This window comes from Bacillus sp. JST-5 (assembly GCF_057747715.1).
This window is the reverse complement of the sequence record NZ_JBYLHW010000056.1, coordinates 1-15,912: the sequence shown is the minus strand read 5'-3', so window position 1 is coordinate 15,912 and position 15,912 is coordinate 1. Positions and strand designations below refer to the sequence as shown.

At 34.6% G+C, this 15,912-nt stretch carries 15 protein-coding genes; 14 read left to right on the top strand and 1 reads right to left on the bottom strand.

All coding sequences use genetic code 11. From position 1 onward, the window contains the following. Positions 1–256 precede the first annotated feature (256 nt). The 12 genes from AC3ASS_RS11015 (at position 257) to AC3ASS_RS10960 (ending at position 12,462) form a co-directional block, all read left to right on the top strand. On the top strand, positions 257–1,606 hold the full coding sequence (locus AC3ASS_RS11015; RefSeq protein ID WP_488283579.1) for an aspartate aminotransferase family protein: 1,350 nt from the start codon (positions 257–259) through the stop codon (positions 1,604–1,606). 13 nt (positions 1,607–1,619) lie between these two features. Continuing rightward, positions 1,620–2,312 (top strand): 3-oxoacid CoA-transferase subunit A, encoded by a 693-nt coding sequence (locus tag AC3ASS_RS11010; RefSeq protein ID WP_488283578.1) that lies wholly within the window; start codon positions 1,620–1,622, stop codon positions 2,310–2,312. Next, positions 2,297–2,962, top strand: a complete 666-nt coding sequence (locus tag AC3ASS_RS11005; RefSeq protein WP_488283577.1) for a 3-oxoacid CoA-transferase subunit B — start codon at positions 2,297–2,299, stop codon at positions 2,960–2,962. Before AC3ASS_RS11010 ends, AC3ASS_RS11005 begins: the two co-directional genes overlap by 16 nt. Before the next feature lie 12 nt (positions 2,963–2,974). Then, a complete protein-coding gene (locus AC3ASS_RS11000) occupies positions 2,975–4,240 on the top strand; it encodes a peptidase (protein ID WP_488283576.1) in 1,266 nt (421 codons plus the stop codon). 41 nt (positions 4,241–4,281) lie between these two features. After that, positions 4,282–5,616, top strand: coding sequence for a 4-aminobutyrate--2-oxoglutarate transaminase (gabT, locus tag AC3ASS_RS10995; protein ID WP_488283575.1), 1,335 nt, complete (start codon positions 4,282–4,284; stop codon positions 5,614–5,616). 13 nt (positions 5,617–5,629) lie between these two features. After that, a complete protein-coding gene (locus AC3ASS_RS10990) occupies positions 5,630–7,051 on the top strand; it encodes an aldehyde dehydrogenase family protein (RefSeq protein ID WP_488283574.1) in 1,422 nt (473 codons plus the stop codon). A 37-nt stretch (positions 7,052–7,088) separates the two neighbouring features. Then, positions 7,089–7,940: a putative beta-lysine N-acetyltransferase gene (ablB, locus tag AC3ASS_RS10985; RefSeq protein ID WP_488283573.1), complete on the top strand. Its 852-nt coding sequence runs from the start codon at positions 7,089–7,091 to the stop codon at positions 7,938–7,940. A 67-nt stretch (positions 7,941–8,007) separates the two neighbouring features. Then, on the top strand, positions 8,008–9,402 hold the full coding sequence (locus tag AC3ASS_RS10980; protein ID WP_488283580.1) for a sigma-54 interaction domain-containing protein: 1,395 nt from the start codon (positions 8,008–8,010) through the stop codon (positions 9,400–9,402). Between the two features lie 119 nt (positions 9,403–9,521). Further along, entirely contained in the window at positions 9,522–10,943 is a 1,422-nt protein-coding gene (gene kamA, locus AC3ASS_RS10975) for a lysine 2,3-aminomutase (RefSeq protein WP_488283572.1), read from the top strand. Next, positions 10,930–11,223: a YokU family protein gene (locus AC3ASS_RS10970; RefSeq protein ID WP_488283571.1), complete on the top strand. Its 294-nt coding sequence runs from the start codon at positions 10,930–10,932 to the stop codon at positions 11,221–11,223. Before kamA ends, AC3ASS_RS10970 begins: the two co-directional genes overlap by 14 nt. A 53-nt stretch (positions 11,224–11,276) precedes the next feature. Continuing rightward, a complete protein-coding gene (locus tag AC3ASS_RS10965; protein ID WP_488283570.1) occupies positions 11,277–11,510 on the top strand; it encodes a YozE family protein in 234 nt (77 codons plus the stop codon). A gap of 295 nt (positions 11,511–11,805) precedes the next feature. Beyond that, positions 11,806–12,462 carry a hypothetical protein gene (locus AC3ASS_RS10960; RefSeq protein WP_488283569.1) on the top strand — a complete coding sequence of 219 codons (657 nt, stop codon included), beginning with the start codon at positions 11,806–11,808 and terminating at the stop codon, positions 12,460–12,462. A gap of 398 nt (positions 12,463–12,860) precedes the next feature. On the opposite strand, the gene AC3ASS_RS10955 is transcribed toward AC3ASS_RS10960, so the two are convergent. Continuing rightward, positions 12,861–12,989: a hypothetical protein gene (locus tag AC3ASS_RS10955; RefSeq protein WP_488283568.1), complete on the bottom strand. Its 129-nt coding sequence runs from the start codon at positions 12,987–12,989 to the stop codon at positions 12,861–12,863. A gap of 182 nt (positions 12,990–13,171) precedes the next feature. Between AC3ASS_RS10955 and deoD the strand changes: the two genes are divergently transcribed. Then, positions 13,172–13,876, top strand: a complete 705-nt coding sequence (deoD, locus tag AC3ASS_RS10950) for a purine-nucleoside phosphorylase (RefSeq protein WP_488283567.1) — start codon at positions 13,172–13,174, stop codon at positions 13,874–13,876. Positions 13,877–14,343: 467 nt separating this feature from the next. Beyond that, positions 14,344–15,816 carry a lmo1851 family serine protease gene (locus AC3ASS_RS10945; protein WP_488283566.1) on the top strand — a complete coding sequence of 491 codons (1,473 nt, stop codon included), beginning with the start codon at positions 14,344–14,346 and terminating at the stop codon, positions 15,814–15,816. Positions 15,817–15,912 lie beyond the last annotated feature (96 nt).

Genomic DNA, 15,912 nt, shown 5'->3' with positions numbered 1-15,912 from the left:
GTACGGTTTGATGAGGGGAAGCTGAGAGTAAAAGAGACAGCATGAGCTGTCCCTTTGAAATCAGTTTTCTACTCTACAGTTCTCTAATACCAATCACTGAAAGCTAATGGATGTGAAAAAATTTTTTTGAAAAAGTAGCTAGGCTTTGTCCTAGCTTTTTTCTTTTTTCTGTCATTCGTTTTTCATTTTTTTCATATAGTGTAACAAGCCTATTCATAAACTTATCTTTTTTTTGCTGTTTGAAAGGAGGTTCTATATGAACACCTCACATTTAATCAAGCCGGTATTAAACGGGAATTATCCGGTTGTTTCTTATGGAGAAGGGATCTATTTATATGACGAAGAAGGCAAACAATATTTAGATGGATGCTCCGGTGCAGTTACTGCATCGATTGGACATGGGGTTCAAGAGGTTATTGATGCCATTTACGAACAAGGAAAAAAAGTTGCTTTTGTTTATCGTTCACAATTCACGAATAAACCAGCGGAGTTATTAGCCGAAAAAATTGTAAACTTGTTAAATCATCAATTAAATTGGGTGTTTTTCGTCAACAGTGGCTCAGAAGCTACAGAAACAGCATTAAAAATAGCGATTCAATATTGGCAAGAAAAAGGGGACGATAAGAAAACAAAAATTATTTCACGCTGGATAAGCTACCACGGAATTACAATGGGAGCTTTATCCATGTCAGGACATCCGATTAGACGAAGTCGATTCACTTCATTATTAGAAGATTATCCATTATTAAATCCTCCGTATTGTTATCGCTGTCCATACAATCAATCATATCCAACTTGTCAGCTCATGTGTGCAGAAGAATTAGAAAAAATTATATTGCGTATTGGACCTGAGCATATTGCCGCATTTATAGCAGAACCAATTATCGGAGCTGCCGGAGCAGCAATTACTCCACCAGAAGGATATTATGAAACTATTTATAACATTTGTAAAAAATATAATATCTTGTTTATTGCTGATGAAGTAATGACTGGTTGTGGTCGTACAGGTAAAATGCTTTCTTTAGAACATTGGGGAGTAGTTCCTGACATCGTCGCTTTAGGGAAAGGTTTGAGTGCAGGTTATGCTCCGCTAGCTGCCACAGTGGTTAAACAAGAAATTTTTGAAACGATTCAAAAAGGGTCAAATCTCATCATGAGCGGACATACATTAAGTGCTAATCCGTTATCAACGGCTGCAGGACTAGCAGTTTTAAAATTTATGGAAAAACATCAACTTTTTGAAGCTGTTTTAGAAAAAGGTGCCTATTTAATGACAAAATTAAAAGAAAAAACGGAAGGTAGTAAAACGATCGGTGATATCCGTGGGAAAGGGCTTTTAGTTGGAGTGGAGTTAGTATTTGATCGCAAAACAAAACAACCGTTTAAACGAGAGTTAAATGCAACGGAAAAGCTTGTTCAAAAATCAAAAGAAAAAGGATTGCTCATTTATCCATCTAACACTGGAATTGACGGAGTTCATGGTGATGCTGTAATCATCGCACCACCACTTACGATAACAAAGGAAGAAATTGATGTGTTGATCGATCGGTTTTGTTTAGGATTAAAAGATTTTGAACAGGATATTTTAAAGATTGATATAGATTGAGGGTGCTATGTGGATGGAAAATCCGTATGGGAAAATTAAAGATTATGATTCTATTAGAAAATTTTTTTATGACGGAATGACAATTATGTTCGGTGGATTTGGAGGAATTGGCAATCCTCCTACCATCATAAAAATGATTGAACAGCTAGGAATAAAAGATTTAACACTAATTGGTAATGACACGGCTTTTCCTCATATTGGAATCGGTAACTTAATACGGCTGAAAAGGGCAAAAAAAATCATAGTTTCTCATATTGGATCCAACCCATTTGCTGGGGAATTAATGACAAATGGGGAGTTAGAAGTAGAATTTTCACCACAAGGAACGTTAGTCGAACGAATACGTGCTGGTGGTTTTGGCTTAGGTGGAATATTAACGGATATTGGGATAGATAATGAAGAAACAAGAAAAGGAAAACAAATCATATCGATCCATGGAAAAGAATATTTAGTCGAAAGCGCATTAACAGCTGAGGTTTCCATTGTTTTTGCGAAAAAAGCAGATCCATACGGTAATTTAGTTTTTGATAAAAGTGCCAGAAATACGAATCCGCATGTAGCGATGGCAGGTGATATTACCATTGCGGAAGTAGAGGAAATTGTTCCACTTGGTGCATTAAACCCCGAAGAAATTGTCACTCCAGGTGTGTTTATTGATCACATTGTATTAAGTGAAGGAGTGAATTGGAAATGGGTTTGGGAGTAGATATCCGTAATAAAATGGCGAAAAGGGCAGCCCAAGAATTACATAACGGAATGGTCGTTAATTTAGGGATTGGCATTCCTTCACTCGTACCTAATCATTTGCCAGACAATCATACTATTATGTTTCATGCTGAAAATGGGATTTTAGGGATTGGACCTTCACCGGAAAAAGGGTTGGAAGATGAGAATCTTTGTAATGCAGCTGGCTATCCAGTCACAGTTATTAAAGGTGCTTCTTATTTTGATAGCACCGTAGCTTTCGGAATGATTCGAAGAGGAAAAATTGATGTAACGATTTTAGGCGCATTAGAAGTTAGTGAAAGAGGGGATTTAGCGAACTGGATTGTTCCGGGGAAAAAAGTTCCGGGAATTGGCGGTGCGATGGATTTAGCGATGAAAGCGAAAAAAGTAGTTGTTTTAATGAGTCATCTAGATAAATACGGACGTTCTAAACTTGTAAAAGAATGTTCATTGCCACTAACAGCAAAACGATGTGTCGACTTAGTTATAACGGATATGGGGGTATTCAAAATTGCTGATCAGCAATTAATTTTGACCGACATTTTTTATCCTTATACGATTAACGATATTAAAAAACATACATTAGCATCGTTTACGGTGGAAGAACCGATACGCATGATTAAAGAATAAGGGGCGATGTTTATGGAGTGGGAAGAAAAAATTATTCAATGGATCGATGAACATAAAGATGAATATACAAAATTTCTCCAGAAGCTTGTTCAAGAAGAAAGTACAAGAGGTCAAGAAAGTAAAGGTCAAGCGGTTATTGTTGAAAAATGTAGAGAACTAGGGTTAACGCTAGATATTTGGGAAATTGGAGATCATAAGCTTTTCCACCATCCTGAATTCCATTCGGATCGTAGTGATTTTAAAGGGAATCCAAACGTAGTAGGTATTTTAAAAGGGACAGGAGGTGGAAAATCGTTAATCGTAAACGGACATATTGATGTTGTGCCTGTTGGGGATGAAAAGGACTGGACAGTTCCTCCATTTAGCGGGATGTTAAAAGATGGAAAAGTCTACGGTCGTGGCACGACAGATATGAAGGGTGGTACCGTTGCTATATTAATGGCAATGGATGCCATTATATCACTCGGAATTAAGTTAAAAGGAGATATTATTTTTCAAAGTGTAATAGAGGAAGAAAGCGGTGGTGCCGGAACACTTGCTACTTTAATTCGAGGATATAAAGCTGATGGGGCGATTATACCAGAACCTACAAGTTTGAAAATTTTCCCTATCCAACAAGGTTCTATTTGGTTTCGTTTGAAAGTCAAAGGAAAACAAGCGCATGGTGGAACGAGATATGAAGGAATCAATGCCATTGAAAAAGCAATGGCCGTTATGAATCAATTGAAAAAATTAGAAGACTTTAGAAATAAAGGAATTACAGATCCACTTTACGAATCTGTTCCCATTCCTGTACCTATCAATATTGGGAAAATTGAAGGCGGCACATGGCCATCATCTGTACCTGATTTAGTTGTTATTGAAGGAAGATATGGGATAAAACCTAATGAAAGCGTAGAAGATGCGAAAAAAGAATTTGTAGAAGCATTAAATCAATTGAAAGAAATCGATTCATGGTTTCAAAGTCACCCAGTAGAATTGGAATGGTTTGGTGCAAGATGGTTACCTGGTTACTTAGATATTGACCATCCGCTCGTACAAACAGTAAGCGGTTCTTATAAAAAAATATTGAAAACACAACCAGTGATCCAAGCCTCTCCGTGGGGGACGGATGGTGGAATTTTAAGTCAAATTGGTAACATACCAGTTGTTGTCTTTGGACCAGGTGTGACGGAGAAAGCGCATGATTTTGACGAATTTATTGAACTAAAAAGTTTATGGGCGGCTGCAAAAATTATCGCATGTAGCATGATTGAATGGTGTCAAATAGATGAATAGTTTTGTAGAAAATAAGTTTTCGTTTTTTAGGGGGGAAATAAATGGGAGTTATTAAAATGAAAACAACTTTACCGGGTCCAAAAGCGAAAGAACTTTTAGAAAGAAAAAATAAAAACATCCCTCGTGGACCATTTAATACTGTTTATACATTTGCAAAAAAAGGATTAGGTGCCCGATTAACAGACGTAGACGGAAATCAATTTATTGATTTTGCAGGTGCGATAGGGACATTAAATGTTGGACATTCACATCCTCGAGTCGTTCGTGCTGTAAAAAAACAGCTAGATCAATATATCCATCCATGCTTTCATGTCATGATGTATGAACCGTATGTACAATTAGCAGAAAAATTAAATGAAATAACCCCTGGTGATTTTCCAAAGAAAACGTTCTTCCTTAACAGTGGTGCAGAAGCAGTGGAAAATGCAGTAAAGATTGCAAGAAAATATACAAAAAGAAAGGGAATTATTTCCTTTGAACGAGGTTTCCATGGTCGAACTTATATGGCGATGTCATTAACGAGTAAAGTGAAACCATATAAAAACGGATTTGGTCCATTTATGAATGAAACATATAAACTTCCGTATCCATACTATTACCGAGCAGACGGCTATACAAAAGAAGAATGGGATGAGAAGTTGCTACATGAATTTCAAGAATTGTTTATTAGGGAAGTTCCGCCTGAAGAAATCGCTGCCGTCATTATGGAACCCGTCCAAGGTGAAGGAGGTTTTGTAATTCCTTCAAAAACATTTGTCCAAGGAATTAAACGAATTTGCGAAGAACATGGAATTTTATTTATAGCCGATGAAATTCAAACAGGGTTTGGGAGAACAGGAAAAATGTTTGGTATTGAACATTTTGAAGTAACCCCAGATTTAATAACGATGTCGAAATCTTTAGGAGCTGGAATTCCGATAAGTGCAGTCACAGGACGAGCGGATATTATGGATTCCGCAGAAGCTGGAGAAATTGGTGGAACTTATGGGGGAAGCCCACTAGGTTGTGTAGCCGCTCTAGAAGTCATTAACATTATTGAAGAAGAAAATTTATTAAAAAGAGCAAATGAAATTGGCAAAGCTTTTTTAGAGACGTTTTCTCCTTTAGTGAATGATCTTCCGCCATTAGGCGAAATTCGAGCATTAGGTGCGATGTGTGCGCTTGAATTTGTTGAAAATAAACATGGAAAAAAACCAAATAAAGAAATAGTCCAAAAAATCATGAAGAAAGCCCATGAACGTGGATTAATCATAATGAGTGCGGGAATTTATGGCAACATCATTCGCTTATTAACACCTCTCGTAATCACGGATGAAGAATTACAGGAAGGTTTAAACATATTGAAAGAATGTGTGATAGAAGTTTGTCTTGAATAAAGGAGATGAAAATATGAGAAAGCATTTATGGATTGCAGGGAAAGAAGTAGAAACTGCACGATATCGACCACTTTATGCTCCTTATTCAGGGGATGTATTAGCAGAAATTGCCCAAGCAAGCGAAGAGGACGTTCGTAATGCTATAACTGCTGCTTTTCATGTTAAAGATAAAATGAAAAAACTATCGTCTCATGAACGTGCACAAATATTAGAAAATGTCGTCCAATTATTAAAAGAAAACCGCTCAGAATGTGCCATGATTATTGCTCAAGAAGCGGCAAAACCATTAAAAACTGCTTATTTGGAAGTCGATCGAACTATCATGACTTATACATTTGCCTCTCAAGAAGCAAGAAGATTATACGGTGAATCAATACCATTAGATGCAGCACCTGGTGGTGAAAATCGAGTTACATTTACAAAAAGAGAACCAATAGGTGTAGTTGCTGCGATTACTCCATTTAATTTTCCAATGAATTTAGTTGCACATAAAGTGGGCCCAGCGATTGCTGGTGGAAATACCGTAGTTTTAAAACCAGCTAGTCAAACTCCATTAAGTGCGTTAAAAATAGCGGAATTGTTCCATGAAGCAGGTTTGCCAAGCGGTGCTTTAAACGTTGTAACGGGAAGTGGTTCAATTATTGGAAATGCTTTAGTTTCGGATGATCGAATTAACATGGTGACTTTTACAGGGAGTTATGAAGTTGGAAAATGGATTCGTAATCATAGCGGTATGAAAAAAGTAACATTAGAATTAGGTTCTAACTCTGCATGTGTGATTGATGATGGGGTTGAAATTGATTCCATTATACCGAAAATAGTAACAGGTGCTTTTACGTATCAAGGGCAAGTATGTATTTCCATTCAAAGAATATATGTACACAAATCTTTATATGAACCGTTTGTTGAAAAATTAATTCATAAGACAAAACAACTAACGATTGGCGATCCATTACAAATGGAAACGGATATATCCGTAATGATTCATAAAAATGAAGTGAAACGAGCGAACGAATGGATACAAGAAGCGGTGAAAAAAGGTGCAAAAATCGCCTACGGTGGTAATGGAACTGAGTCAATTTTACATCCTACCGTATTGTTAAACGTACCAAAAGATGTAAAAGTTTGCTGTGAGGAAGTATTTGCACCTATTGTTGTGATACAACCTTTTGAAACGTTTGAAGAAGCTATTCATGAAGTAAATGATTCAAAATATGGTCTTCAAGCTGGGGTTTTTACAAATAGTCTAGCTAATGCACTATACGCCATAGAGGAATTAAAAGTAGGTGGTGTTATGATTAATGACATCCCAACTTATCGGGCAGATCATATGCCATATGGAGGAGTTAAACATAGTGGAATGGGTAGAGAAGGTATAAAATATGCACTTGAAGAAATGACGGAACGAAAATTGATTTCGTTTAAACAAATTTAGTCGCCATTCGTGCGACTTTTTTTAAGGGGTGGAAAAAATGTCGATTCGTACTATTAGTAATGAAACCTATTTCATGACGATATATGATGACCCGTTCAATCTTCGGTTACGCGTGGATGAAGTACGCGGAGATATAAAGAAAGCATTAACATTTGCAGAAAAAATCGTTTTTGAAAAACAATATGAAAAAATGATTGTGTATATAAAAATGGAACAAATTGATCACTGTTTCGAATTTGGATTGCAAATGGAAGGGATGATTGATCATTTTTTTCTCGGGTCTCATGCATACATTATGACGAAATATTATAAAAACGATAGGAAAATTAGCAAATATTGGACGAAAGAAGATGAAATAATACAGGAAGTACGTAAGAAAGAACGAGCAGTTCCTATGAAACTTGGAAATGATTACGATTTACGGAAAGCAAATATCAATGATGCAACAGAACTAGCCCAATTATTCCGAGATGTATTTGAAATATACCCAACACCGATGCATGAACGAGATTATATTGTTGAACAAATGAATCAAGGAACAATTTTTGCAGTCGTAACATTTCGTGACAAAATTGTTAGTTGTGCCTCAGCTGAAATCAATCAATCTTATAAAAATGCGGAAATCACGGATTGCTTAACAGTTCCATCGATGAGAAAACTAGGATTATTAAAACATATTATTGCATTTTTAGAAAATGAATTAAGGAAAAATCAAATTTTTTGTTCGTATTCTTTGGCACGCGCACTTTCCTTTGGTATGAATGCATCACTTCATCAATTAGGATATCAATATCGAGGAAGGCTAGTTAACAATTGTTTTATTTTCGATAAGTTAGAAAATATGAACATTTGGGTGAAACCATTGTATACTGCCGAAAATTTAGCATGAAAGAGAATGGAAGTTATTACTATCGCATATACATGAGTAGCAGGAATATTTAAAGAGGTGAGGAGTTATCGATTGGCAAACGTTGTTGCATGCCATATTGAAAACGATTGATGAAGGAATTCATGTCATTGATACGAAAGGAAATACCATCTTTTATAATGATGTAGCTGCAATACATGACGGAATGAAGAGAGAAGAAGTACTTGGAAAAAATATTTTAGAAGTTTTCCCATCTTTAACTGAAGAAACTAGTACATTATTAAAAGTTTTAAAAACGAAAAAACCAATATACAACCGCGCTCAAACGTATAAAAATATTTACGGGAAGAGAATTGAAACGATAAATACAACTCTACCTTTGTTTGTAAAAGGTACATTCATAGGTGCAATGGAAGTGGCGAAAGATTATACCAAATTAAAAAAGCTAGCTGAGCAGATAACGGAATTAAGATCTGAGAATAGAAAAATCAATAAGAAAACGAGAAGAAACCATTATACATTTGACGATATTATGACAAAAAATCCTACTTTTTTATCGATCATTGAGAAAGCAAAAAAAGTAGCGAAACATCCATCACCTGTTCTTGTATATGGAGAGAGTGGAGTTGGAAAAGAGCTAATCGTCCAAAGTATTCATTATGCTTCCCATCGAGCCAATAAGCCATTTATTGCGCAAAATTGTGCAGCACTACCAGATACATTACTTGAGAGTATTCTCTTTGGGACGGCTAAAGGAAGTTATACTGGGGCGATTGAAAGACCAGGTCTTTTTGAGTTAGCAGACGGGGGAACTCTTTTCTTAGATGAAATCCATGCGATGCCGATGGAATTACAATCCAAGTTATTACGTATATTAGAAGATGGATTTGTTCGTAGAGTCGGGGATACGAAAGGAAAAAAAGTGGATGTAAGAATTATAGCTGCAATGAATCTTTCCCCTTTTAAAGCGATGGAAAATGGACAGTTAAGAAACGATTTATTTTATAGATTAAATGTTTTGTCATTTGAAATTCCACCATTAAAAGAACGTAAAGAAGATATTTTACTTTTAGCTAATGAATTTATTAAAAGTTTTAATCATTCATTTGAAAAATCGATTATAGGATTAACAGAAACAGTGAAACAGGCATTTTTACATTATACTTGGCCGGGAAATGTAAGAGAATTAAAACATACGATAGAATATGCGATGAATTTTTGTGAAGATTCATATATTGATGTTGAGCATTTACCCATCTATTGGAAGGACCGATTACCAAGTGAAGACGAAAATTTATCGATGGAGAAGAAATCATTAAAAGATCAAGTTGAACAGTTAGAAAAAAAGTTGATTCATGATGCATTACGAAATACAAACGGTAACATTCAACAATCGGCAAAACTGTTAAAAATTCCTCGACAAACCCTTCAATATAAAATTCAAAAATATCAATTGGAACCAAGTTTATACGTTTTATCATAATGGTATAGTTTATCACCTATATAGAGGTGATTTTTTTTTACCATTAATTTCAATAATTAAGTAATAGTTGGCACGATTCTTGCATTTTATTTTAACAAATGAACAAGGGGGTATGAGAAATGAAATTTGATTTATATAAGCCGAAACGTCATTGGAAGGAAATAGAACTTTGGAAAGATGTAACGGATGAACAGTGGAATGATTGGCTTTGGCAACTGACGAATACGATTCGAACAATCGATGACTTAAAAAAGGTTATTAATTTAACACCTGAAGAAGAGGAAGGTGTAAGAATTTCAGCCAAAACTATTCCGTTAAATATTACTCCATATTACGCATCGCTAATGAATCCTGATGATCCAAGATGTCCAATCCGCATGCAATCAGTTCCAATTTCAAAAGAGTTGCATAAAACCCCATATGATTTAGAAGATCCACTACACGAAGATGAAGATTCGCCAGTATTAGGCTTAACACATCGTTATCCGGATCGTGTACTATTCTTAGTCACAAACCAATGTTCCATGTATTGTCGTTATTGTACACGCCGCCGATTTTCCGGCCAAATTGGGATGGGAGTGCCGAAAAAACAGCTAGATGCTGCCATCAATTATATTCGCAAAACTCCTCAAGTTCGTGATGTTCTATTATCAGGCGGGGATGCATTGTTAATAAACGATCAAATTTTAGAATATATTTTAAAAAATTTACGTGAAATTCCACATGTTGAAATTATACGAATTGGTACTCGTGCGCCTGTAGTATTTCCACAACGGATTACGGAACAATTATGCAATATATTAAAGAAATATCATCCTATTTGGCTAAATACCCACTTTAATACATCCATTGAAATTACGGAAGACTCTAAGCGTGCATGTGAAATGTTGGCAGATGCCGGGGTACCGGTTGGAAACCAATCAGTCATATTGGCTGGTATTAATGATTCCGTGCCGATTATGAAAAAATTAATGCACGATTTAGTGAAAATGCGTGTAAGACCTTATTATATTTATCAATGTGATTTGTCTGAAGGAATAGGTCATTTCCGTGCACCTGTAGCCAAAGGATTGGAAATTATAGAGGCGCTTCGTGGACACACTTCAGGTTATGCAGTTCCAACATTTGTCGTCGATGCTCCAGGAGGTGGTGGTAAGATTGCTCTTCAACCTAATTATTTAATTTCGCAAAGTGCAGATAAAGTTGTACTTCGAAACTATGAAGGAGTGATTACCACTTATCCTGAACCAGAAAATTATGTTCCGAATCGAGCAGAAGCCTATTTTAAAGAAATTTACCCTGATATGGAAGAAAAACGTTCGAATACAGGTATTGCTTCACTACTGTCTGAACAAAGATTCAATCTTGTCCCAGAAGGGTTAGAGCGAATTGAAAAAAGAAAAAAATATGAAAGTGATCCTCAACATGCGAGTTTGAAAATGTTACGAGAAAAACGTGATAAGTTAAAAGAGAAAAAATTTAAAGCACAACAAGAAAAATATTTTTCTAATAAAGAGGTTGAAACAAATGAAACCACTTAAATGCGAATGGTGTGAAAGTAAAAATATTCATGAAGAAAAAGATGTGGTATATTGGGAACTACCCGATGGTACTAGAGCAATAGAAATCCATGAAACTCCGGTTATTTCATGCCAAGATTGCAACATGAAATATTTAACGGAAGAAAAGACAAAAGAAATCGAAGATCAATTGTTTTTAATCGATGCTAGTAAACTTCCGAAAAAAACCACTTATGAAAATATTATGAAACAACCAAGACTATTAAAAAGAAATTATTTCGATTTTTCATCATCCTCTTGAAGACAGCAAAATTTATGATAGAATATGAAAAAAATGTTTAGGATGATTGATGAATGGCAAAAACGTTTTATCAATATTTGATGACCCATCGTAATAGTGAAGGTAAAAGTGAATTAGCAATATTTGCAAATCATGCCTATTTAGATCATAGCTTTCCAAAACGCTCTTCCGATTATCAAGAAATTAGTCAATATTTAGAACTAAACGGGGATTATTTACCATCCATGAGAATATTTGATGAAGCATGGGAAATGTATGTCCAAAATGAGAAAATGTTCAAAGTTTAAACAAACCATAATCAATTATCAAAAGACACTAGTGATTTTTTATCATTAGTGTCTTTATTCTATTGCTCATCTTTTAGTCGGTCCTTTTCTAGGGCACAACTCGGATCCTCCATATCTAATTCCTATGACGATTCTGCAGTAGTCGCAATATCCACTTTGATAATCTAGAAAATTATATATTAGTTCCAACTTCAAAGATCTCAAAATTTTATCCTTTAAGAAATACACTCATAAGGTTTTCCGCTGCATATAATGTTTGTAAAAACCTTTTAGATAGGTAAAAGGATGGAAGGATATGAGTGGAAAACGAAAACCAAAGTTTTCTGTCGGTGATTCAGTGATTGTTGAACCATATGGATTCATAAGTTCGATAGAATCTGTTAAATATTTTGAACAAAAATGGATATATCGATTAAAAGGAAAAAAAGAATTTTTTTTAGAAGATCAGCTAACGATTGCTAACGAAAAAAATGGTTTGTATCAAAATCAAGAATATATTCCACTTTCGTATAAATATCACTTCGGAGATATTGTAAAAGTAAAAGGGTATGGACAAGATTTTTTTATTGTCATCGGTTTTCGAATTGAATTATGGAGATATCGTGATACTGCATGGGAAGACATTATTTATGAGTTGTCTAGGATGGAAGATGGGCAATGGCTGGAGGCATCAGAGGACGAATTAATATTTATCGCAGATGAAGAAAAAGCAAAAATGTTATTAAAAAACCAAAATTATATTAAGAAATTGCCTATTCCACAAAATAGAAAAAAACAACCGGAAAAAAGTGAAATGGCTAACATTGATTTTTTATTAGATATGTATAATGATTATCAGTCATTATATCGATTATTTGGCGATGAAACGTATCATAAAAAAATGAAGGAAATTGTTAAAAAGCTTGATGCCATTTTAAAAAATCAAAATCAACTATTTAATAAAGACGAATAAACTTTGTTTTTATTTTTCCTTACTTAAACTAAATGATATGAATTTTCCTTAATGAAAAAGCCGCTCAAAATAAAAAGGAGCGGTCGTTTTATGAAGGATTATTAGTTTAAATTATTGAATATAAAATGATGACTATTTTAGGAGGTATCGAGAAGTCATTATTCAACAATTTTTTGCCAGTATCATGATTGGATCAGCAAAAGTAAATACAATCGAAAATCAAGAGGAATTAGAGGATTATTAGTGGAGGCACTTGAAATGGATGAATCGAAAATATCGTTTCAAGTTTCGGTATCTAACATTCCAAATATGAAACAGTTAATAGAACAAACGATAAGAAAATACGCATAAGTTCTACCTTCCGCATGACTACCTCAATCATGCAGAAGGTAAATCATTTATGGATTTTTCCTTTTTTTTGCCGAAAATTCTTTTGCATGTGCCACATGTTCGGCGATTATTTGCTCAGGAGGTATGTGGTTGTTCTTTTTTGGTGAATTGATTCGATTTCGATGTTTTTTACCCAATCTCATTCACCTCCTAGTGAGTGACTTAGAGATAGTATCTCCTTTTTTAGATAAAAAATAAGACATGATTTGAATCGGAATTATTCTGACAGTTTTAGCGAATCATTTTACTTTTTTAATGAATATGTTATAGTTTCAATGGAAATAAAAAAACAGACGATCAATCTTAAGGAGGAATCTTAATGAGCATTCATATTGCTGCTAAACAAAATGAAATTGCCGATACGGTATTATTACCAGGGGATCCATTACGTGCAAAATATATAGCTGAAACATTTTTAGAAAATGCCAAATGCTACAATGAAGTAAGAAATATGTTTGGCTATACAGGTACATATAAAGGAAAAAGAATTTCCGTTCAAGGAACTGGAATGGGTGTTCCATCTATTTCAATTTATGTAACAGAATTGATGCAAGAATATGGAGTGCAAAATTTAATTCGTGTCGGAACTTGTGGAGCTATACAAAAAGATGTAAAAGTGAGAGATGTTATCATTGCAATGAGTGCATCCACTGACTCACAAATCAATAAACTTACATTTAAAGGTATTGATTTTGCTCCAACAGCAAACTTTGATTTGCTTAAAAAAGCATACGATGCTTCTATAGAAAAAGGATTATCTGTAAAAGTCGGAAACGTTTTTACAGCTGACTTGTTCTATAGCGAAACTGCTGAACATGAAAAATGGGCAAAATACGGCATACTAGCTCTCGAAATGGAAACAGCTGCACTATATACGTTAGCTGCTAAATTTGGACGTAAAGCACTCTCTGTTTTAACAGTTAGTGACCATATTTTAACAGGTGAAGCGACATCTGCTGAGGAAAGACAAACAACGTTTAATGATATGATTGAAGTGGCGTTGGAAGCTGCTATTAAAGAATAATTTATTAATAAGAACTGTCCTCAAATTTAATTACCCCGTAAAAGTTTACCGTCAAACGAACTTTTACGGGGTTTTTTATGCATTTACTTTATTAAAAACTTTCAATTTTTTTTGCTGCCGTATATCGATAATTTTACAAACAACTCTTGATACAATAAAAAATCCTGCATTTTGTAAAGGAACAAATCCGATATATGATTATGTGGATAGATGTAATCTCCGAAAGTAAATTTGCAACATATATGATTGAAATTGCTACTTGGTAGCATTTCAATTATATATAAACATAATAAATTGAGGTTTGGGTTTCAACGTCAACTATTTAATTTCTCCTTTTCTGTGATAAAATATTCATGAATGAAATGGAAAATAGAAAGTAGAATGACTATGATTTTCTAAAAAAACATGCTATTCTTAAAAAATGAACGTCCTATTTTTTGATCAATCCGTTTGAAAGTGGTGACATTATGGAAAATGAAGAGAAAAAAGAATTTAATGAAACTGAACAAACCTCAATTAAATATATGAAAATAAAAAAATTTCATTTCATCATGCTTTCATTTTTCCTCGTTTTCATTACAGCGGGAATCACTACCTTTGCTCTAGCCTTTGGTGATGAAAAAGTTGTCGAGAAAATTCAATTTAGAGAAAGAGAAGAATTTAAAAAGTTATATGATGCTTTTGATAAAATAAAAGAAAATTATTATGAAGATGTTGATCAAGAAGCGTTGATTAATGGTGCCATTAACGGAATGATTGATGCACTGGGAGATCCATATTCAGATTTCATGGATGTAGAAGAGGCAAAAAGCTTTCATGAAAGCATTTCATCATCCTTTGAAGGAATTGGTGCCGAAATCCAGGAACAAGATGGATACATAGTGATTGTATCTCCTATCAAAGGATCGCCGGCTGAAAAAGCAGGGTTAAAACCGAACGATAAAATCATAGAAGTTGATGGAAAAAGCATTCAAGGGATGAGTTCATCGGAAGCAGTATTACTAATTCGTGGTAAGAAAGGAACAAAGGTCAAATTAACGATTCAGCGTCCAGGAGTGGAAGAACCGTTAACGTTTATCATAACTAGAGATACCATTCCTTTAGAGACTGTTTATAGTGAAATGTTGGAAGACGGTATTGCGAAAATACAAATTACCTCTTTTTCTGAGAATACGACTGATGAGTTAAAACAGCATATCACTGATTTAAAGAAACAAGGAATGAAGGGAATAATTTTAGATATTCGACAAAATCCTGGAGGTCTTCTTCCACAAGCAGTAAGTATTACTAGCATGTTTGTCCCTAAAGGGGAAGTTATTTTCCAAGTCGAATATAAAGATGGCTCAAAACAACGATATATCTCTGATCAAGAAGAACCTTTAGATATTCCAGTTGTTGTTCTCATCGATGGTGGAAGTGCCAGTGCTTCTGAAATTTTAGCAGGAGCTGTTAAAGAAAAAGGCGGAATTCCATTAATCGGAGAAAAAACATTTGGAAAAGGGACGGTTCAATCTGCAGAAGACTTACCAGATGGATCTAACTTAAAAATTACGACTGCCAAATGGTTAACACCAAATGGCAATTGGATTCATAAAAAAGGAATTGAACCAGATTATAAAGTTTCACCATCAAAGTATTCAAAATTGCCATTTATCAATCCTGATCAGGAATTAAAGGAAGCAGATTTATCTGAGATTGTAAAAGCAGCCGAGCAAATGCTTGAACTGTTAGGATTCAATCCAGGAAAAGCAGATGGATTGTTTGATGAAGCAACAAAAAAAGCTGTCATGGAGTTTCAAAAATCTAAGAATATAAAACAGACAGGAACCATTCAAGGTGAAACGACGCTAAAATTAATGGAAGACGTTCGTAAATGGCTTGAAGAAAATGATCCTCAAGTGAAAAAAGCTGTCGACGTATTAAAAGAAAAAATGAAGTAAAAAAAAGGGGCTGTCAAATTGAACTGCGCCCTATAAAGTAAACAATTTTTAAAAAAGGGATACTGCGATCTATGCAGCGATAAGATGACTACGGTA

What these genes read in the sequence shown, in the direction of transcription:
- AC3ASS_RS11015 (WP_488283579.1), top strand. Translation starts at nt 257, where the DNA reads ATGAACACCTCACATTTAATCAAGCCGGTATTAAACGGGAATTATCCG.
- AC3ASS_RS11010 (WP_488283578.1), top strand. Translation starts at nt 1,620, where the DNA reads ATGGAAAATCCGTATGGGAAAATTAAAGATTATGATTCTATTAGAAAA.
- AC3ASS_RS11005 (WP_488283577.1), top strand. Translation starts at nt 2,297, where the DNA reads ATGGGTTTGGGAGTAGATATCCGTAATAAAATGGCGAAAAGGGCAGCC.
- AC3ASS_RS11000 (WP_488283576.1), top strand. Translation starts at nt 2,975, where the DNA reads ATGGAGTGGGAAGAAAAAATTATTCAATGGATCGATGAACATAAAGAT.
- gabT (WP_488283575.1), top strand. Translation starts at nt 4,282, where the DNA reads ATGGGAGTTATTAAAATGAAAACAACTTTACCGGGTCCAAAAGCGAAA.
- AC3ASS_RS10990 (WP_488283574.1), top strand. Translation starts at nt 5,630, where the DNA reads ATGAGAAAGCATTTATGGATTGCAGGGAAAGAAGTAGAAACTGCACGA.
- ablB (WP_488283573.1), top strand. Translation starts at nt 7,089, where the DNA reads ATGTCGATTCGTACTATTAGTAATGAAACCTATTTCATGACGATATAT.
- kamA (WP_488283572.1), top strand. Translation starts at nt 9,522, where the DNA reads ATGAAATTTGATTTATATAAGCCGAAACGTCATTGGAAGGAAATAGAA.
- AC3ASS_RS10970 (WP_488283571.1), top strand. Translation starts at nt 10,930, where the DNA reads ATGAAACCACTTAAATGCGAATGGTGTGAAAGTAAAAATATTCATGAA.
- AC3ASS_RS10965 (WP_488283570.1), top strand. Translation starts at nt 11,277, where the DNA reads ATGGCAAAAACGTTTTATCAATATTTGATGACCCATCGTAATAGTGAA.
- AC3ASS_RS10960 (WP_488283569.1), top strand. Translation starts at nt 11,806, where the DNA reads ATGAGTGGAAAACGAAAACCAAAGTTTTCTGTCGGTGATTCAGTGATT.
- deoD (WP_488283567.1), top strand. Translation starts at nt 13,172, where the DNA reads ATGAGCATTCATATTGCTGCTAAACAAAATGAAATTGCCGATACGGTA.
- AC3ASS_RS10945 (WP_488283566.1), top strand. Translation starts at nt 14,344, where the DNA reads ATGGAAAATGAAGAGAAAAAAGAATTTAATGAAACTGAACAAACCTCA.